Source organism: Hyphomonadaceae bacterium ML37 (assembly GCA_027627685.1).
GTDB lineage: Bacteria > Pseudomonadota > Alphaproteobacteria > Caulobacterales > Maricaulaceae > Oceanicaulis.
This window is the reverse complement of sequence record CP091241.1, coordinates 1454296-1473485: the sequence shown is the minus strand read 5'-3', so window position 1 is coordinate 1473485 and position 19190 is coordinate 1454296. Positions and strand designations below refer to the sequence as shown.

General features: G+C 66.5%; 17 protein-coding genes. 7 read left to right on the top strand and 10 right to left on the bottom strand.

Going from position 1 to position 19190, the window contains the following annotated elements; translation table 11 throughout:
• Positions 1 to 80: 80 nt before the first annotated feature.
• The 3 genes from sufB to L2D01_07245 are packed head-to-tail and all read right to left on the bottom strand — an operon-like array spanning position 81 to position 3201.
• Positions 81 to 1586: a Fe-S cluster assembly protein SufB gene (gene sufB, locus L2D01_07255; GenBank protein ID WBQ11574.1), complete on the bottom strand. Its 1506-nt coding sequence runs from the start codon at positions 1584 to 1586 to the stop codon at positions 81 to 83.
• A gap of 23 nt (positions 1587 to 1609) precedes the next feature.
• Positions 1610 to 2749 (bottom strand): cysteine desulfurase, encoded by a 1140-nt coding sequence (locus tag L2D01_07250; GenBank protein ID WBQ11573.1) that lies wholly within the window; start codon positions 2747 to 2749, stop codon positions 1610 to 1612.
• On the bottom strand, positions 2746 to 3201 hold the full coding sequence (locus tag L2D01_07245) for an Rrf2 family transcriptional regulator (GenBank protein ID WBQ11572.1): 456 nt from the start codon (positions 3199 to 3201) through the stop codon (positions 2746 to 2748). The genes L2D01_07250 and L2D01_07245 overlap by 4 nt, the downstream gene beginning before the upstream one ends.
• A 232-nt stretch (positions 3202 to 3433) precedes the next feature.
• Here L2D01_07245 and L2D01_07240 point away from each other — a divergent pair, with 232 nt between their 5' ends.
• Positions 3434 to 4117 carry an alpha/beta hydrolase gene (locus L2D01_07240; GenBank protein ID WBQ11571.1) on the top strand — a complete coding sequence of 228 codons (684 nt, stop codon included), beginning with the start codon at positions 3434 to 3436 and terminating at the stop codon, positions 4115 to 4117.
• A gap of 23 nt (positions 4118 to 4140) precedes the next feature.
• Here the strand turns inward: L2D01_07240 and L2D01_07235 are convergent, their stop codons facing one another.
• On the bottom strand, positions 4141 to 5679 hold the full coding sequence (locus L2D01_07235; protein ID WBQ11570.1) for a LamG domain-containing protein: 1539 nt from the start codon (positions 5677 to 5679) through the stop codon (positions 4141 to 4143).
• 348 nt (positions 5680 to 6027) lie between these two features.
• Between L2D01_07235 and L2D01_07230 the strand changes: the two genes are divergently transcribed.
• Positions 6028 to 7425 carry a hypothetical protein gene (locus L2D01_07230; GenBank protein WBQ11569.1) on the top strand — a complete coding sequence of 466 codons (1398 nt, stop codon included), beginning with the start codon at positions 6028 to 6030 and terminating at the stop codon, positions 7423 to 7425.
• Positions 7426 to 7811: 386 nt separating this feature from the next.
• On the opposite strand, the gene L2D01_07225 is transcribed toward L2D01_07230, so the two are convergent.
• Complete coding sequence (locus tag L2D01_07225) at positions 7812 to 8987, bottom strand: anhydro-N-acetylmuramic acid kinase (protein WBQ11568.1); 1176 nt, start codon at positions 8985 to 8987, stop codon at positions 7812 to 7814.
• Entirely contained in the window at positions 8984 to 12526 is a 3543-nt protein-coding gene (locus L2D01_07220) for a hypothetical protein (GenBank protein WBQ11567.1), read from the bottom strand. Before L2D01_07220 ends, L2D01_07225 begins: the two co-directional genes overlap by 4 nt.
• 119 nt (positions 12527 to 12645) lie before the next feature.
• Between L2D01_07220 and bcp the strand changes: the two genes are divergently transcribed.
• Positions 12646 to 13113, top strand: a complete 468-nt coding sequence (bcp, locus tag L2D01_07215) for a thioredoxin-dependent thiol peroxidase (protein WBQ11566.1) — start codon at positions 12646 to 12648, stop codon at positions 13111 to 13113.
• Between the two features lie 12 nt (positions 13114 to 13125).
• On the opposite strand, the gene xth is transcribed toward bcp, so the two are convergent.
• Positions 13126 to 13917, bottom strand: a complete 792-nt coding sequence (gene xth / locus L2D01_07210; protein ID WBQ11565.1) for an exodeoxyribonuclease III — start codon at positions 13915 to 13917, stop codon at positions 13126 to 13128.
• A 24-nt stretch (positions 13918 to 13941) separates the two neighbouring features.
• Here xth and L2D01_07205 point away from each other — a divergent pair, with 24 nt between their 5' ends.
• Entirely contained in the window at positions 13942 to 14325 is a 384-nt protein-coding gene (locus L2D01_07205) for a hypothetical protein (protein WBQ11564.1), read from the top strand.
• Positions 14326 to 14334: 9 nt separating this feature from the next.
• Here L2D01_07205 and L2D01_07200 read toward each other — a convergent pair whose 3' ends face one another.
• Positions 14335 to 15315, bottom strand: a complete 981-nt coding sequence (locus L2D01_07200) for a threonine/serine dehydratase (GenBank protein ID WBQ11563.1) — start codon at positions 15313 to 15315, stop codon at positions 14335 to 14337.
• A 158-nt stretch (positions 15316 to 15473) separates the two neighbouring features.
• On the opposite strand from L2D01_07200, the gene L2D01_07195 reads away from it, so the two are divergent.
• The 3 genes from L2D01_07195 to L2D01_07185 all read left to right on the top strand — a co-directional run bounded on the left by L2D01_07195 (position 15474) and on the right by L2D01_07185 (position 18076).
• Complete coding sequence (locus L2D01_07195; GenBank protein ID WBQ11562.1) at positions 15474 to 17108, top strand: long-chain-fatty-acid--CoA ligase; 1635 nt, start codon at positions 15474 to 15476, stop codon at positions 17106 to 17108.
• A 107-nt stretch (positions 17109 to 17215) separates the two neighbouring features.
• Positions 17216 to 17830, top strand: coding sequence for a helix-turn-helix domain-containing protein (locus L2D01_07190; protein ID WBQ11561.1), 615 nt, complete (start codon positions 17216 to 17218; stop codon positions 17828 to 17830).
• Positions 17831 to 17893: 63 nt separating this feature from the next.
• A complete protein-coding gene (locus L2D01_07185) occupies positions 17894 to 18076 on the top strand; it encodes a superinfection immunity protein (GenBank protein ID WBQ11560.1) in 183 nt (60 codons plus the stop codon).
• Here the strand turns inward: L2D01_07185 and L2D01_07180 are convergent.
• Positions 18073 to 18522 carry a hypothetical protein gene (locus L2D01_07180; protein ID WBQ11559.1) on the bottom strand — a complete coding sequence of 150 codons (450 nt, stop codon included), beginning with the start codon at positions 18520 to 18522 and terminating at the stop codon, positions 18073 to 18075. The two genes, L2D01_07185 and L2D01_07180, sit on opposite strands and share 4 nt — an antisense overlap.
• Complete coding sequence (locus L2D01_07175; GenBank protein WBQ11558.1) at positions 18519 to 19190, bottom strand: nitroreductase family protein; 672 nt, start codon at positions 19188 to 19190, stop codon at positions 18519 to 18521. The genes L2D01_07180 and L2D01_07175 overlap by 4 nt, the downstream gene beginning before the upstream one ends.

Below are 19190 nucleotides of genomic sequence, written 5' to 3'. Positions count from 1 at the left end.
CCCGGCGAAAGCCGGGACCCAGTCGGACCGGCATTGCTGGGCCCCGGCTTTCGCCGGGGAAACGCGAGAAGAGGCACCCATCACCCCACACTCCCTTCCAGCGATACTTTCAGGAGCGCCTGGGCCTCTACGGCGAATTCCATGGGCAGTTCCTGGAGCACCTCGCGGCAGAAGCCGTTGACCAGAAGCGCCACCGCCGTCTCCTCGTCGAGGCCGCGCTGGCGGGCGTAGAAGAGCTGGTCTTCAGACAGTTTCGACGTGGTCGCCTCGTGCTCCAAAGTGGCGTGGGGGGTCTTGGCTTCGATATAGGGCACGGTGTGGGCGCCGCACTGATCACCGATCAGCAGGCTGTCGCACTGGGTGAAATTGCGCGCGCCCTCGGCTTTGGCGTGCACCGAGACGAGGCCGCGATAGGTCTGGTCGGACCGCCCCGCCGAGATGCCCTTGGCGATCACGCGCGAGCGCGTGTTCTTGCCCAGATGGATCATCTTGGTGCCGGTATCGGCCTGCTGGCGGCCATTGGTCACGGCGATGGAGTAGAACTCGCCCTGGCTGTTATCGCCGCGCAGCACGCAGCTTGGATATTTCCAGGTGATCGCCGAGCCGGTCTCGACTTGAGTCCAGCTGACCTTGGAATTCCTGCCCCGGCAATCGGCCCGCTTGGTGACGAAGTTATACACCCCGCCCTTGCCCTCGGCATCGCCCGGCCACCAGTTCTGCACGGTGGAGTATTTGATCTCGGCGTCATCGAGCAGCACCAGTTCCACCACGGCCGCATGCAGCTGGTTCTCATCGCGCATGGGCGCGGTGCAGCCTTCGAGATAGGACACGTACGCGCCCTTGTCGGCGATGATCAGCGTGCGTTCAAACTGGCCCGTGCCTTGCGCGTTCATCCGGAAGTAGGTGGACAGCTCCATCGGGCAGCGCACGCCCGGCGGCACGTAGACAAAGGAACCGTCCGAAAACACCGCGCTGTTGAGCGTCGCAAAGTAATTGTCCGTAGGCGGAACGACGCTGCCGAGATACTGGCGCACCAGCTCAGGATATTCCTGCAGCGCGTCGGAGATGGACATGAAGATTACGCCGGCCTTGGTCAGCTCGGCCTTGAAGGTGGTCGCCACGGAGACCGAGTCGAACACGGCGTCCACCGCCACGCGCGGACGCTCGCGCGCCTCGGCCGCCGTCGTGTCCAGCGCCCCTTCGACGCCCAGCAGAACCTCGGCCTCGCGCAGGGGAATGCCGAGCTTTTTATAGGTCTCCAGGATTTCTGGCGGCACCTCGTCCAGGCTCTTGTATTTGGCCGCATCCTTGGGCGCGGCGTAGTAATACGCGTCCTGATAGTCGATCCTGGGGTAGTTCACATTGGCCCAGACCGGCTCGTCCATCTTCAGCCAGCGCGCGAACGCCTCCAGGCGCCAGTCCAGCATCCATTGCGGCTCGTTCTTCTTGGCCGAGATGAAGCGCACAATGTCCTCGTTGAGGCCCTTGGGCGCGTATTCCTGCTCGATTTCGGTGGTGAAGCCGTACTTGTACTTGTCAGCTTCCAGCTGACGCACGTCCTCGATGGTTTCTTTCACCGCAGCCATGTTACGCTACTTTCTTCATCGCTTCAGACCGCCACAGCCGCGCGCGGCAATGCGCGTGACCTGGCGTTCACATAGGCCGCGGCGAACGCCTCGGCCTCTTCCATCGTGCTCGACCAGCCAAAACTGACCCTCAGCGCGCTCTGCGCGTGCTCATCGCCCGCGCCGATGGCGTCGAGAACCTTCGAACGCCGCACCTTGCCCGACGAACACGCCGCGCCAGCGCTCACCGCAAAGCCCGCCAGATCCATGGCGATCACCTGGATCTCGCTCGCCCAGCCCGGCGCCGACAGGCAGCTCGTGCCCGGCAGGCGCGACGCGCCGGCGCCCCAGATGGTGATGTCCGCGCGCGCGTCACTCAGGCGCGCTTCCAGACGGTCGCGGATGGCGGCGATGCGCGCCGCCTCGCCTGTATCGGCCAGCGCCGCGTCCAGTGCCGCGGCGAACCCGGCAATACCGGGCAGATTTTCCGTGCCTGCGCGCCGGTAACTTTCCTGACCGCCGCCGCGAATCTGCGCACTCACGCCCGCATCGCATGCGGCAATCAAAGCGCCCACGCCCATGGGCCCGCCGCACTTGTGCGCCGACAGCGCCGCGAAATGGGCGAGCGACCCGGCAAAATCAAAGTCCGCCTTGCCCGCGATCTGCACCGCGTCGACATGGAACAGATGACCCGCCTCGCGCACCAGACGCCCGGCCTCGGCCACCGGCTGGATCACGCCGGTCTCGTTATTGGCCGCCATCAGCGCCACCAGCAGCCGCTCGTCGCCGGCCCCCGCCAGCCGCGCCTCCAGCCAGGCCATATCCACAACGCCCGTGCTTAAGACCGGCCAGATCTCCACCGGCAGGCCGCTGGCCGCCGCCGGCGCCGTCACCGCGTCATGCTCGAACGCCGCGTGGATGATGCGCTGGGCGCCCGCCGCCTTCGCCGCCGCGATCGCCAGATTATTCGCTTCGGTGCCGCCGGAGGTGAAGATCACATCCTCCGCCCGCGCCGTCATCAGCGAGGCGATTGTGCGCCGCGCCGTCTCCAGCCGCGCACGCGCCGCCCGGCCCGGTCCGTGGACCGAGGAGGGATTGCCGCACGCGCTCAGCGCCTCGCCCATGGCGGCAAGCGCCTCGGGGCGCAGGGGCGCGCTGGCGTTATGATCAAGATAGACCGTCACTCGGCCGCCTCGAGCATGAGCGGATTGAGCGCCGCACGCCCGGCCACGCGCTGGCGGATGACGTCATCCAGGCTGACGCCGGTGAGAAACAGCTGGATCTGACGGCCCAGCTCGTCCCACAAATCATGGGTGATGCAGCGCGCGCCCGCCGTCATGCAGCCGCGCACCGCGTGGCGGCAGCGCGTCACGTCCACCGGCTCTTCCACCGCCAGCATGATATCGGCCACCCGCGTCTCGGCCGGCGTGCGCGCCAGGCGGTAGCCGCCGCCCGGACCGCGCACAGACTTGACCAGACCCGCCCGGCGCAGCTTGGCGAACAGCTGTTCGAGATAGGACAGGGAAATCTCCTGGCGCGAGGCTATATCACTCAGCGTGACGGGGCCTTCGGCGCCCATGCGGGCCAGATCAGCCATGGCCATCACGGCATAGCGGCCTTTGGTGCTCAGCTTCATGGTCGATCGTCCCTTGCTGGGGCGGCCACAGCACGCCCGGCTCGCACTTTGCGCCCGGCCTGTGGTAAGAGGCCGCTCCGATATCCAACCCGATGGCGCTATCGGAGATGTAAGTCTCCCAGCGCCGGAGTCAAGAATTGACGGCCAGCTTCGCCAGAAGCCCTGTTACGCCCCCGCGCGGACACCTGACTGGAAAGCTTGGTTATCTCACAACAGGACGCGTGACCCGCCCATGCCCGACGTGATCATTCCTGGCCCAGCCGGCCGCCTTGAAGGCAAGTACAGCCCCGCCAAGGAGGCCGGCGCGCCGCTGGCCCTCGTGCTCCACGCCCACCCGCGCGGCGGCGGCCATATGGAGACCCCGGTCTCCCTGATGCTGTACGACCAGTTCAAGGCGCGCGGCTTTTCCGTGCTGCGCTTCAATTTCCGCGGCATTGGCCGCAGCCAGGGCAGCTATGACCAGGGGCTGGGCGAGCTGTCGGACGCCGCCACGGCGCTCGACTGGGCCCAGGCGCATAATCCCGGCGCCAGCTATTGCTGGGTGGCCGGCCACTCCTTCGGCGCCTGGATCGCGATGCAGCTTTTGATGCGCCGGCCGGAAATCGCCGGCTTCATCTCGGTATCGCCGCCCACCAACATGTATGATTTCACCTTCCTGGCGCCCTGCCCGGCCTCAGGGCTCATCGCCCACGGCGAAAACGACGCCATCGTGCCGCCCGACGACATGGTGCGCGCCATGGCCAAGGTGCGCAGCCAGAAGGGCATCACCATCTCCACCGAGATCATCCCCGGCGCCGGCCACCTCTTCCGCGACCATCTCGAGCCGCTGCAAGCCACCATCACCACCTATCTCGACAAACGCCTGCCCGAAGTGGCGCGCGAGAAGGCGGAACCGGGGCCTGTGGGGAAGAGGTAGGGGGGGTGGCCGGTATGCGGTCGCTACAACGACAATCGTCCCGGCGTGAACCCGCCGATATTGATGGAGTCGAAAAGAGCCAGGCTGTTTGACAGGAGGCCGATCTGGGCATTCATGATGCCGGTCTGCGTCTGCATCATCGCCTGCGCCAGCTGGGTGCGCACCTGGGCCGCCACATCAAGCGCCCCCACCCGCTCGATATCGCGATTGACCAGGCGTGATGCGCCCGCATCGATGATGTCGGTCATGCGCTGCTGCATACTCATTTGGGCCGCGATGGAGCGCGATGCGCTGGCATATTGCTGCGCCACCTGCCGGACATTGCCCAGCGACTGGTCAAGGGCTGCCATCTTTGAGGCCCAATCCGCCGTGGTGATCTCGGGGCGCCAGTTATGCACGCCCCGCTTCATGGCGCTCGTCGCCTGCGCCAGGCCCTGCCCATCTAGAACGCGGTCCCAGAGAGCCAGATCACTGAACTGACCATAAAGGAGGTTCATGTTGCCAAGGCCAATCATCGGGATGGCTGTATTGACGCTGGCTATGAGTTTACCATCAAGGTACAGCCTGGTGTCTCCAAAAGAGCTTCCCTCGCCACTCTGGGTCAGGGTCAGATTGTGCCACTGGCCAACATTCAAAGAGGCATTCGTCTGAACGTCGGGGCTCCCGAACACTTGAAGCCGCAGTGCGCCCGTTCCCGCTTCCATCCATATGCGGGACATCCTGTCGCCATCCAGATCTGCCGACCCGTTCTTGCCGTAACTGAAGACGCGCTGTTCTGAACCAGGGATGGATTCGACTCTTAAATTAAATGAAACAGATTTATTCAGGTAGGCGGGTATTGCCTGGCCGGATAGCTGCGTTCTGTGCCTTGCACTTACGGCATCAACGTGAAGCGCCTTATCTCTGTGAGCTCCAGTATCAACCAAATTCGTGACGCCAGCGACCGGTGCAAAGAATGCACCGCCAAATCCGTTCGTCCAGGCCACCGGGTTAAGGCTGCCCTCAAAGTCAAAGGCAGCGCGCAGGTTCTCCAGCGCAGGCGGGACCAGAACATCGATATCGCTGATCGCGCCGGTGATGCCGGGCCGCAAATCGGCTGCGTTGATGCTCATCCCGCCCGGCAGGGCCACATCACCCGACAATCCGCCAGATTGCGGGTTGATGAGATTACGCCCGCCAAACTCCGCCATGGCGGCCGTCTGGCCGATGCGCTCGACCAGCGCGCCGTATACCAGCGTCAATCTGTCGCGCTGATCGCCTGACAGCCTTTCCTCCTGCAGGTTCGCCGAAAGCGTCCTCATCTCCATGAGCGTGTCCTCGATGGCCTCCACGGCGGCAAGGGTCACATTGACGAGCCCATCGGCCCGTTCCAGCGCACGGATCTGGTTGAGATGGTTGAGGCGCTGGCTGAGCGCATTGGTCACCTGGATGGCCGAGACGGCATCCATGGACCTGGCCGGGCGCTGGCCATAGGACGTTGCGCTCGCAACCGCCGACGATTGCGAGGCTTGTGCACTCGACACGGCATTGAGGGGTGCGGCGAAGCCTGACACCGATGTCATGACCGCTCCCTTCTAGAGTTGGCCCAGGCTGTCTGATTCGAAGCCATGCTTCTTCAAGGATGAAGATCGGGTTAAGCCCCTGCCGCCGCGCGCGCTGGCGGGAGAGGCGGCGCGCCCTGCAGGAGGCCCGCTGCAGCGCGGCTCGCCATGTCGATCAAGTCACTGTTTTTTCGTCGATTTAACCAAAGCTTAAGGCGTCTGGCGTTGAGTGGCGCTTGATGACATCGCGCGCTCCGTGCGATCACCTTTTGTGGCAGAATGCCTTTGGTCGCATCCGTCTCCAGCCTGGCGCCATTCAACGCCCCGGGAAGCGCCCTGCCGCTGGCGCGGGCAGCGGTGGACAGGGCCGTGGCCGCTACTGCAGGGTATGGCGAACGGCCTGCCTTCAGGGCCGATTCCGTCGCGGCCACCCAGGCCAGCAACGCCATGAGCCAGCCGCTCCGGCATCTCAACCAGATGGGCGCCCTGGACCGCGCCGAGGCGCTGGTCACCGTCACCCTCGCTGGTCTGGAGGCGGCGGGTCATACGCTGGAGGAGATGAAGACCCTCTCGCTGCGCCTGCAGGACGAAAGCCTGTCCACACAGGAGCGCGACCGGCTGTCGGAGGATTTCCTGGCGCTCAGCGCCAGCCTTGACGGCATCACGCAGACGGCGAGCTTTGGCGGCCGCAATCTGATCAATCCCGATGCCGCCACCCAGACCGGCGATATCGCCCTGCCCTCGGGTAACACCATCACCGCTCATGACCTGCGAAAGGGCCAGGGCACGATCCTGTCGGTCGACCCGCCGATCAAGGCGCCGCTTCTGGATGACCTGCTGGCGGCGTTCGCGTTCGAGGGAAACATGAACCCGGCCGCGCTCGGGACGCCGGCGCTGAAAAACGTCAAAAATTTTGGGACCTTGAGCTATTCGGACGGAGAAAGCAGCAATTCTTCGGTCTCGGCTTCATACTACCAGATGAGCTTCATCGAGACGCCGGGCTTGACAGTCCATGCATCCATACGGCCGAACCAGGCCGGGAACATTCTGCAGCATATCATATCAGGGCACGGCCGGGATTCCGTTACTCTTTCCATGGATGCGAATAATAACTTGGTAGTAAAGGGCTTCGATAAGACTGTCATTGGTCCGAAGTTAAATGTTGGAAATTGGCAAACAGTCACCATTTCTTCTTTCCAACGCGACTCTCAAGTTTATCTCGATGGAAATCTGATTGCCAGTGTGAAATATCAGAACACAATGCCCACATCGAGAAGCTCAGTTCTATTCTATGGTGGAACCAATGCGCAGGTTGACAATCTTGCGGTCTATTCCAAGGCGCTGTCCGGCTCGGAAATCAACACGGTCACAAATGCCGCACAGGCGGGCGTCCAGACCTGGCGCAGGGAGCAGCCGGTTGCAAGCAACTGGGCCCAGGTGACCTCTGACGTAAGCCAGTCGCTGGCGAACCTTCGCGCCATCGAAGCCTATTATGGCGGCGCGGCGCGCAGCCTGGACAGGGACATGGCCCTGCAGCAGCGCATGAGCGACATTCTCGACGCCGGCGTGTCCCGGCTGGTCAATCGCGATATCGAGCGGTCCAGCATCCTGCTGGCCGCAGCAGAGGTGCGCGTGCAGCTCGCCCAGGCGATGATGGACACCCAGCGCAGCATCATGAGCGAGGCCACCACGCTGTTCGCCAATGCGGCGGACGTGTTCGACCGGATCAATGTCAGCGGCTTCAGGCCGTCGGGGCTGAAACTGTGATCCCAGCCACAGGCGCCGGTCACAAGCGCGTGCCGCCGCAAGGTTCAGGGCTGCCCCTCTGACGCACCACCCAATCGGCAAACCCCCATGGGACGCCACGGGAAACCGGGGACACACACCCATTTCCCGCCCCCGGCGTCGACGACCCGGTGCTCAGTCCTCCCCCTCGTTCCATGCTGGAGGAAACCGCAAGGCGATCGCAGTCTGTCAAGGACGGCCGGGCTTTGCCCGGTCGCCGCACGGCGGCGGCCCGCAGGGCCGTCCTTGACAGGCTGCGACGTTTGCGAAAATGGCCCGGCAAGGAGCGATGGCGAGATAAGGTCGCATTCAGGGGTGTTCCTGCGCCCCTGCTGACTTGGTGGGCCATCGCATCTTGAGCAGGTTTGTCAGATTTGGGTGATGCCGGTTCGGTCAGCACACCCTCCCCAAGGGGCGTAAACCAGGGACACACCCCTACCCCCCCCCACAATACGCCCCCCGCTCATCGCCTGCTTCACCCCCGTCGTCCCCGGCCAGCTGATGGGCAATCCCCGCGCGGTGCGGGCGGCCAGCACCGCGAAGGCTTCGGCTTCGATGAGGTCGCCGCGCCAGCCGACGGCTTCGGCCGGGATTGCGGGCACGCCGCAGGCGGCGGCGATGCGGGCGATGAGGTCGGTGTTCTTGCGCCCGCCGCCGCACACGATGAGGCGTTTGGGGCGTTCGGGCAGGCGGGCGAGCCCCAGGCCCACCGAGGCGGCGGTGAACTGGGCGAGCGTCGCCGCGCCGTCCTCCACGGTGAGATTGCGCGCCGCATCGATGGAGAAATCCCAGCGGTCGAGCGATTTGGGACCGTCCAGCGCGAAATGAGGGTGGGCGAGAAGCTCGGCGAGGCCCGCCTCCAGCACGCGGCCCTGGGCGGCCAGCGCGCCGCCCGCATCCATGGGGGCGCCGGTGCGTTCCTCCACGAAAGCGTCAATGAGGCCATTGCCCGGCCCGGTGTCGAAGGCGGTGAGCGAGCCGTCCGATCCGATCAGCGTTATATTGGCCACGCCCCCGATATTGAGCACGCCCAGCGGGCGTTCGAGCCCGGACCAGTCGGCCAGCAGGCGATGATAGACGGGCGCCAGCGGCGCGCCCTGCCCGCCCGCCGCCATGTCGATGGAGCGAAAATCAAACGCCACGGGGGCGCCCACGCGCGCAGCGAGGCCCGCCCCGTCGCCCAGCTGCAGCGTGCGGCCAGGGCGTCCGCTGGCGGGCGGTTCGTGCACGACGGTCTGGCCGTGAAACCCGATGAGATCGAGCGCGGACGGCGCAATCCCGGCGGCGGCGCACACCGCCTCCACCGCGCGCGCATGGGCGTTGGTGAGCACGGCTTCGGCCTCAGCGAAGATCGCGGGCGCGGGACCTGAGAACCGCCAGGCGAGCGCCGCGTCCACGGCGGCTTTGAGCACCGCGCGCTCAGCCGCCGCAAAGGGCGTCTCGAAGCCCGGGCCGAAACGCGTGATGGTCTCGCCATCGGTCTCCAGGATCGCCGCGTCCACCCCGTCCAGCGAGGTGCCGCTCATCAGCCCGGCGATGATCATGGCTCCTCCCCCTGCGGCGGCGCCGGCTCGCCGGCCTCGTCTTCCGGTTCGCTGTCGTCAGCGGCGTCATCGTCCGCGGCGTCATCGCCTTCAATGTCTTCAGGCGCCGGCGTCTCGCCGGGCTCATCGCTCCCCGGCACTTGCGGGCCCTCATCGCCGCCTGGCGCTTCGCCCTCGCCCTGCGCGGCGCCGGTGCGCGCCAGGCGCGCAGCCTCCAGCGCATCGAGCTCGCGCTCCGCCGACGTGCCCTCGAAAATCCGGCGCAGCACCCCCGGCGCCAGCGCCGACAGCGGATTGGCGGTGACGCGGGTGGAGTTGAACGGGCCGTTGACCGAGAAGGTGACGCCGATCACCCCCTCGCCGGCGCGCGAGGTGAGCAGCCCGCCAATCACCGGAAGTCCGCCCAGCACCGAATTGATCCCGTAGGAGGGCAGCAATGTGCCATCAATGTCCATGCGTGACCCCTCAAGGTTCACCACCCCGCTCCACGTGACGCCCAGAGACGGCCCGGCGGCGCGCGCCTCGCGCAGCTCCAGCACGCCATCTTCCCAGACGAAATCGGCGCGAAGGCGTTCAAAAACAATCCCCTGCCCGCCGCCCATCAGGCTCGCCAAACCCTCCAGCGACCCCGCCGCCAGCACCCGCGTCAACAGCGGCATCCGCTCCAGCGTAAACGCCTGAGCCTCCACTTCCCCGGCAAATCCGCCCGGCTGTCCACGCGGCGGCGCAGTCGCGCTCAGGCGCAGCGCCCCGCCGGTGACGTTGTCATAGCCGCCATAGGCGGTCAGCAGCTGGCCGGCGTCCGGGCCCGAAGCGGTCAGGGTGCGCGCGCCCGCCGCATCAGACGACAGCTCCACACCCACCGGCCCGCCCGCCATGTCGGCGTCCAGGCGGAAGCGCTCCAGATGCTCGTCGCCCGTCTCCAGCGACAGATCGACATTGGTGAACTGCACGCCGCGCACACGCACATCATCCACCGCCGCCTCCAGGATCACCGCCCCGCCCAGCCCGCCGCCGGGACCGTCCAGCGTCAACAGATCCCGGCTGTCGAGGAACGCGCCAGTCAGCACCAGGCGCAACGGGCCATCATCTCCGCGCGGCCGGTCTGCCCGCGCGGCCAGATCAAAGCGTCCGTCGAGCCGGATAGTGGCGGCGTCCGCTGAGAGAAGTCGGCCATCGGGCGCGAGACGCGCCGACGCCTGAACATCCACGCCTTCTGCGGCGAGGACGAAATCGTCCAGCACCACCGCATCGGGCTGCAGGTCCAGCGTGAAGCGGGCCGCCGCCGGCGACCCCGGCGCCTTTTCCCACACGTCCGCCGGCAGGGCGACGGCGGTGCGTTCGAGATCCAGTTCCACATTAATCTGCTCGAACGCCAGTCCGCGCCCGGTGACCGACGCCGCCACCCCGACAGCGCCGTCCAGAAACTGGCGCACCGGCAGGCCCAGCGCATCCAGATCGCGCCCCGTCATCACCGAAGACAGGCGCATCAGGCTGGACGCCTCGCCCGGCTCCAGCCCGAAGGTCTCGATCCATTCAATGTCAGCCCGCGCCCCCGCAATCCGGGCCGCGCCATTGGCGTTGAGCCCCGCCTCGCTGGCGCGAATCTCCACTTCGCCGTCTTCAAATGTCAGCCCGTCCGCCCCCAGCTGCGCCGACACGCCGGTAAAGCGCCCGCGCGCTGTAAAGCGTAAATCTTCCGCTGGCACGTCGCGCAGCATCGGCCGGCGGATTTCAAACTCGAACGCGCCCTCGCCCGCAAAGGCGTCTGGCGAAATGCCGTAGGAGTCGGTCAGGCTGATCGGAGGCTCCGCCAGCAGGGTCAGCAGATCGGGCGCGCCGCCGCGGCCCGTGCCGCCGAACATCGCCTGCCCGCCGCGCGGATTGAGCCGCTCGATCTCGACAAAGATCGTATCGGCCGCCAGATCGCCGATCCGGCCGCCGCGCCCCTCCAGCGACAGGGAATTGCCCCGCAGCTCGCCCGTCCCGGACAGGCCGCGCAGCGGCGTCATGGTCGACACATAGCGCACGGCGGCATCGGCGAAATCAAAGCGCAGCGAGAGCTGGTCATCATCCAGCTGGCGGCGCTCCAGCGCCGCGCCGGTCATGTCGATGTCCAGCTCCACCCCGCCCAGCGTCCCGCCCAGCACGGCGTCGCGGATCCAGTCGCGCGCGCCCAGGGCGAAATCCACCGGCCAGTGACGCAGGATGTCGTCCCGCGTGAACCGTCCCTCCACCGGCCCGGTGAGCGCGATCGCCGGGAACCAGCCGCTCTCGGTCTCGTCGGCGCCGACATGTCCGGTGAACTGCGCCGTAACACCGGGGATGGCCACATCGAGCTGTTCGAATGTCGCGCGCACCTGAGACCGGTCGATCCGCCCGCGCGCCGACACATTGTCCCAGCGCACGGCTTCGGGAAACACGCCCGGCGGATCGACATGACCCGGCCCGATCTCCAGCTGGTAGTCGGCGAAAGTGGGCAGCGCGTCTTCAAACCCCGACAGATCGGTGATGGCGCCCCTGAGCTCGAACGACACGAGGTCCGAGGCGATGCGCCCGGTCTCGATCTCGATGGCGCCGGCCTCGGCGTCGAACGCCGCGCGCAAGTCCGCGCCCTCCAGCGCAAACGCCACGCCGCCGGCGCGCACTTCCCCTGCCGCTGCGGCCAGATTTATGTAGGCAGTGTTAAGCCCTTCACCGGCGGATGCATCCAGCACCAGCTCCAGATCTACTGGCGCATCCAGCCCGGCCAGTCCGGCGAACGCTCCGCGTTGGGGCGCCACGGCGGCAGGCACCAAGCCGGTCAGGCGCAAATCCATATACACCCGGTCCAGATCGGCGCCGGTGCGCAGGTCCAGCGCGGCCTGCGCGCGGCCCGCCGAAGTGACCAGAGCGCCTGTGATAGCTGCGTCTACTGCGCCGCCGTCCAGACGCACGCGCGCGCGGGCGTCCTGGACGATCAGCGCCGCGCCGGTGACATCATCGCGCACCTGCAGAGACACGCCTGTGAGATCAATCTCGGTGAGGCGCGACAGGAGGTCGGAGCCCATGCGGCTGGCCAGCAGACCTGACGGCCCGACGCCGGACAGGCTGCGCGCCTCCACCACGTCCGGTGAGCCGAGGCCCGCGGCGACCACGCCGGACGCGGTGCGCACAATGGCGAAGGCGCCGCCTTCGGCCGCGATGCGCACCGGGGCTGCGCGCCCCGTCAGCAACAGATCCAGCGCCAGCGCCGTCTCGATCCGGCGCGCATTGACGAGGGTGAGGCCGTCCGCATCCCGCACGGACACTTCGCGCGCGGTCACAACAATGGCCGCCAGCGCCGGATCAAAGCGCACGTCCAGCGATCCGATGGCGGCGTCATCGCCCTCCACCGCCTCCATCAGGACCTGTGTCGCCATCGGGCGCAGCAGATCGGCGTCCACCGGCCCGGCGGCCAGACGCCACAGCACCGCCGCGCCCAGCAGAATGAGCAGCGCCAGCAGCGCGGAGACTACCTCCAGCAGATAGAGCACGGCCAATCGCAAAGTGCGGCGCATGGGTTTTCCGAGCTGCGCTGTCAATTCCAGTTCCGCCCCTTTACGGGACAGGTCTGGCGGACAATCTTCGCCGCCAGTTACGGCGGGATCGGCCCGCCGGCCGAGGACAGGAGCAAGTGATGGGCGATATCAAGGCCGGGGACAAGGCCCCGGGCTTCACCGCGCCGGCCGATGGCGGGCGCGAGGTGTCTCTGGCGCAGTTCGCTGGCAAGCCGATTGTCCTGTATTTCTACCCCAAGGATGATACGCCGGGCTGCACGAAACAGGCCATCGGCTTCTCAGAGCTGGCCGATGACTTCGCCGCAGCCGGCGCGGTCGTTGTCGGCGTGTCCAAGGACACCGCCGCCAAGCACGACAAATTCCGCGACAAACATGGCCTCAAAGTGATCCTCGCCTCGGACGCCGAGGGCGATATGTGCGAGCGCTATGGCGTTTGGGTGGAAAAGTCCATGTACGGCAAGACCTATCTGGGCATCGAGCGCGCCACCTTCCTGATCGGCGCGGACGGCAAGGTCGCCCGGGTCTGGCGCAAAGTGAAAGTGCCCGGCCATGTGGAAGAGGTGCTGGAGGCGGCGCGGGCGCTTTAGGCGCGTCGCTGTCTACAAGTCGAACACGCCCATGATCGGCACGTGATCGGACGCCTTCTCGCGGCCGCGCACAGACGAATCGATCTGCACCGATTTCAGCCTGTCGCCGGCCTGCGGGCTCAGGAGCAGGTGGTCGATGCGGATGCCATTGTTTTTATTCCAGGCGCCGGCCTGATAGTCCCAGAATGTGTACTGGTGCGCGCGCCCGTCCACTTGCTCGAACGCGTCGGCGTATCCCAGCCATTTGATGGCGGCGAAGGCGTCGCGCGATTCGGGACGCGTCAGGGCGTCGCCCTCCCAGACAGCCGGATCATGCACATCGGCGTCGCGCGGGATGACATTGTAGTCGCCGGCGAGAATCACCGGCTCCTCGAAGGCGCGCAGCGCAGCGGCGCGCGCATGCAGACGCTTCATCCAGGCGATCTTGTAGTCAAATTTTGATCCCGGCGCCGGATTGCCGTTGGGCAGATAGATCGACGAGACGCGCACGGGGCCTCGCTCCGCGCTGATCACCGCCTCGATATAGCGCGCCTGGTCATCGCTCTCATCGCCCGGCAGGGCGTTCAGCGTGACCTCGTCAATGGGCAGGCGGGACAGGATCGCGACGCCGTTATAGCTCTTCTGCCCCACCGTCTTCACATTATAGCCTAGGTCTTCAAGCTCTATGCCGGGGAAGGCCTCGTCCACGGTCTTGATTTCCTGAAGGCAGGCGACATCCGGGCGCGCCTCCCTCAGCCAGTCGAGCACGTTGGGCAGGCGCGCCTTGATCGAATTGACGTTCCAGCTGGCGACGGACAGGGTCATGGGCAGAGGTCCTGGGAGGGGCGAATGAGAGACGGTCTCGACATGGCGGTTACACCGCGCATCACGGTCATAGCAGTTGTCGCCATGATGGTGGCAAGTCTTGTCGCCCTCATCATCGGCTGGGTGGGCTTCCAGCTGTGGCTGCCCAACTTCATCACCTTCTCCAATCTCCAGGCCATCAGCACCAACCCCAACGCAGAGCACGCAGTGTATATGTTCCTGTCCGCCGGCCCGCTGATGGCTGGCGCCGGGCTCGCGTTGGGCTGGATCGCATTCCTGATCTTCCGCCGCCCCGGGGCCGGCTGGCGCCTGACCTTGTTTTTGCCGCTGATCTGGGCGGTGGCTGTGATCGCCTATCTCGCCGTGGTGGCCACCCTATGCGACGGCCGGTTCGCCTGCGGGCTGTAGGGTCCGGCCTCAAGCCAGCGCCCGCGTGAACAGGTCCGGCTCCACATTGCCGCCTGACAACACCACAACGCTCAGGCCCTGCGATACGTCCACCCGCCCTGCCAGCACCGCGGCGAGCGCCGCTGCGCCGCCTGGCTCCAGCACGATCTTCATGTGTTCGAAGGCGAAGCGCATGGCGCTGAGCGCCTCCTCATCACTGATCACGGCAACGCCGGTCAGGCGCGGCTGATTGATCGCAAACGTCAGCACGCCCGGCGTTTCAGATAGCAGCGCATCGCACAGCGAGCCGCTGCGCCGCGCATTGCTCTCGCGCCGGCCCGAGGCCAGCGAGCGGGCGGTGTCGTCAAAGCCTTCCGGCTCCGCGCCCCAGATTTGCGTGTCCGGCGACAGCGCCGCCGCCGCCAGATTGATCCCGCCGATCAGCCCGCCCCCGCCCACGCAGCAGATCAGCCGGTCTGCACTCAGGCCCTCCTCGCTCAGCGTCTCGAAAATCTCCAGCCCCGCTGTGCCCTGGCCGGCGATGATGTCGGGATGGTCAAAAGCCGGAATGATCACCGCGCCGGTGGACGCGCTAATCTCTTCGGCGATCGCCTCGCGGCTTTCAGTGTCGCGATCGTACAGCCGCAGCTGCGCACCCCGCGCGATCACGCCGCGCTGCTTGATGCCCGGCGCATCGGACGGCATGACGATGGTGGCGCTCATGCTCAGCAGGCGCGCCGCCTCGGCCACGCCCTGGGCATGATTGCCCGAGGAAAACGCCACCACGCCGCGCGCGCGCTCACCGGCGTCCAGTTTCGACAGCGCATTCCAGGCGCCGCGAAACTTGAACGACCCGGTGCGCTGCAAGGGCTCGGCCTTGAGCCGCACCCGCCCCCCGGTCAGCGCATCCAGCGCCGGGCAGGTCAGCAAGGGCGTACGCACCGCATGCCCCGAAAGCCGGCCAGCGGCGGCGCGCACATCATTGAAATCGGGGAGAGGCGGATGGGTCATGGCCCTCTTCCACCCTATCTGCCCCCTCCCCGCAAGCGGAATTCTGCGTGCAAGGGATTGCGCTCACGCCCCTGTGCGCCTTTCATGTCGCCGAGCTCAAACATGAGATGCGGCGCGCCGCCAAAGGCGCGCCCGGGACACCCGGGGAGGAGACGATAATGCTGCGCGGTCAGATGATGGACCGTCCGCTCATGATAGCGGACATTCTCAAACATGCGGCCCAGAACCACGGCAAGCGCGAGATCGTCTCGCGCATGCCTGACACCGGCGAGGTGCACCGCTACGGCTATGCCGACTGCCATGCGCGCTCCCAGCGCCTGGCCAATGCGCTGACCGGCCCGCTGAAGGTGAAGCCGGGCGACCGCGTCACCACCATCGCTTGGAACACCTATCGCCATCTGGAGCTCTATTATGCGGTTTCAGGCGTGGGCGCGGTGGTGCACACCGCCAATCCGCGCATGGGGCCGGAACAGCTGGCCTGGGTGATCAATCACGCCAAGGCCAAGCACGTGTTCTTCGACGTCACGTTCGCGCCACTGGTGGACGCCATCGCGGCCCACTGCAAGAGCGTCAAGAGCTGGGTGGTGATGACCGGCACGGCCACGAAGCCGGACATGAAGACCAAGGCGCAGGTCTATGAGACGCTGCTGGCCAACGCCGATCCGGTCTATGACTGGCCGAGCTTTGACGAGAACGCCGCCGCCGGGCTGTGCTACACCTCGGGCACCACGGGCGAGCCCAAGGGCGCGCTGTATTCGCACCGCTCCACCGTGCTGCACGCCATGGCGTGCCTGGCCGAGGATGTGATCGGGGTGGGGTCGCGCGGCGTCATCATGCCGGTGGTGCCCATGTTCCACGTCAACGCCTGGGGCGTGCCCTATGCGGCGGCCATGGGCGGCGCCAAGCTGGTCATGCCCGGCGCGCAGCTTGACGGCGCCAGCCTTCAGGGCCTGATCGAAGCCGAGAGCGTCAGCCAGGTGCTGGGCGTGCCCACGGTGTGGCTCGGCCTGCTGCAATACCTGCGCGACAGCGGCAAGCGCATTGATTCGGTGCAGAACGTGCTGATGGGCGGCTCGGCCATGCCTGAAGCGCTGCTGCGCGCCTATGAAGGCGAGTATGGCGTGGACATGCAGCAAGGCTGGGGCATGACCGAGATGAGCCCGCTGGGCACGGTCGGCAAGCTGCTGCCCAAGCATGATGACCTGTCAGATGACGAGAAGGTCCGCATCAAGCTCAAGCAGGGCCGGCTGATCTTCGGGGTGGAGATGCGCACCGTGGACGATGACGGCGCCGTGCTGCCGCGCGACGGTCAGTCCTCGGGCCATATCCAGGTGCGCGGGCCGTGGATCATCGAGAGCTATTTCCGCGGCGCGGGGCCCGAAGCCTTCACCGATGACGGCTGGTTCCGCACCGGCGATGTCGGCTATCTCGACGAAGACGGCTACATGACCATAACCGACCGGTCGAAAGACGTGATCAAGTCCGGGGGCGAGTGGATCAGCTCCATCGATCTGGAAAACGCCGCCATGGGCCATCCCGACGTGCTGATGGCCGCCGCCATCGGCATGCCGCACCCCAAATGGCAGGAGCGCCCGCTGCTGATCATCCAGCCGCGCCCCAACACCACGCCGACGGCGGATTCCATCCGGGAATATCTCGCCGAGCGGGTGCCCAAATGGTGGCTGCCTGAAGGCATCGAGTTCATCGCCGAAATGCCGCTGGGCGCCACCGGCAAAATCCTCAAGACCAAGCTGCGCGAGATGTTCAAGGATTATCAGTTCCCTGAAGGATAGCGCCCGGTTTGCCGGCCCGAAGAAGGCTCGCAGCGCGCGCGGGGTTGGCCCCGCGCGCGCTTGCGTTCTATGGTTATATCCTATGCAGCCAAGACCGGGGAGACGTGATGCCGGCCAGTGAATGGGGCGCGCGCCTGAGGACCTTTCGCCAGCGCACCGGCTTGAAACAGCTGGCGCTGGCCGACGAGCTGGGAGTCAGCCAGGCCTTCCTGTCGCGTCTTGAAACAGGCACGGCCAATCCGTCCGACGCGCTGGCCGCACGCATCGCCGCGCTCTTGGAACGGCCCTGCAACCGGCTGATCTTTGATGACTGGCGCGCCACCGTGGCGCTGTCTCCGGGCCTTTCGAGCCTGCTGGGCCGGTACGAGGGCGCCGTGCGCCTGTGCGAGTTCTCCGGCGGCTTTCGCGCCATGGGCGGCGCATTCGAAACCTCGCGCGATGGCGACGGGCTGGAAGGCCTGCTGGGCGAAGATGCCGACCGCCAGTTCGCCGTGCTCACCGAGGCCGGCGCGTTCGACGGCGAGGTGTCGGTCAGCGAAAGCACCTGGAGCACGCAGACCGCGAACGGCGAACAGGCCTATTTTCACTCGGTCAATGTGCCCGTGCGCGATGATTACGGCCGCTGGCGCCTGCACTCCACCCACGCCCCGATCAGTGCGGTCCAATACCGCAGCCGCGTGGACGCCGGGCTGGCGACAGTGATCCGCGCGCGCAATCCATAAAGCCCTTGCCAGCCGGGATCTGCTCTCCTATCCTTATCGAAAATCGATAAAGGAGGCCTCCCCATGGAATTCATCCTCGCCGTCGTCCTGGTGCACTTTCTGCCGACGATCATCGCCCTGGCGCGCGGCCACCATAACGGCTTCGCGATCTTCCTGACCAACCTGCTGCTCGGCTGGACGGTGATCGGCTGGATCATCGCCCTGATCTGGTCGGTGACGGCCGTGGCGCGCCGCGTCAGCGCCTAAACCGCGCCTCGGAGTCCTAGACGGTCGACGTGGCGGCGGGCATACATGCGCCGCGCCATTCCCGCGTACAGACCCGTCAGCCAACCGGCGTCGATCTCAAGCGCATCGCGATGGACGGACCCGCCCTCCTCGCGCGGCGTCACGGTGATGGTGTGGCGCCAGCTCTTCACCGCACCGCCGGACTCAAAGCTGCGCAGAACCCGGCGACCATCGTCGCGCTCCAGCACTTCGATGCGCCAGTTCCCGATGGGCAGCCAGCCCATGAGCTTGATCTTCACCTCGAAGACCTGCCCCGGCTGCGCCTCGCCCTCCGGCAAGCCCGCATACGAGGCCTGCCCCTCCATCGCCTCGCTCAGCTCGTCATAGCGCACGATTGCGGCGAAGTGCCGGTCCGCGTCCCAGGCATAGGCCTGCTCGATGGTGAATGTCGCCGGCTCGCCCATCATCGGAAATCGCAGATCCGGTCGAGCGGCTTTTTGTCCGCGGCGTGAGCGGGATAGGTCGCGCCGTCGGCCGGGTAGCCGGTGACGATCAGCATGACCGGCTTCTCATCGGAGGGCCGCTCGCAGATCTCCGTCAGGAAGCTCATCGGGTTGGGCGTGTGGGTCAGCGTGGCCAGGCCGGCCTGGTGCAGGCTGGCGATCAGCAGGCCGCAGGCGATGCCGACGCTTTCTGACACATAGTAATTCTTCTTCCGATCTCCCGGGTTCGGCCCGCCGCGGCGCTGGGCGAACACCGCGATGATCCAAGGCGCGGCCTCCAGGAACGGCTTGTTGGCGTCCGTGCCCAGCGGGGCGAGCGCACCCAGCCACTCCTCGCCCGCCTTGCCAGCGTAGAAAGCGCGTTCTTCAGCTTCAGCCGCTTCGCGCAGGCGCGTGCGCAAAGGGCCCTGCCCCAGCACGGAAAACCACCAGGGCTGATGGTTTGCGCCATTGGGCGCGGTTCCCGCCGTCAGGATCGCCGTCTCGATGATCTCGCGCGGCACGGACCGATCAGAGAAATCCCGGATGGTGCGCCGCGCCTTCATCGTCTTGTAGAAGGCGAGCGCCCGGGCGCGCATTTCAGGCTCGGAGAGTTTGGTGAAGTCGAGCGGGAGCGCGTCGTGCCCGCTCAC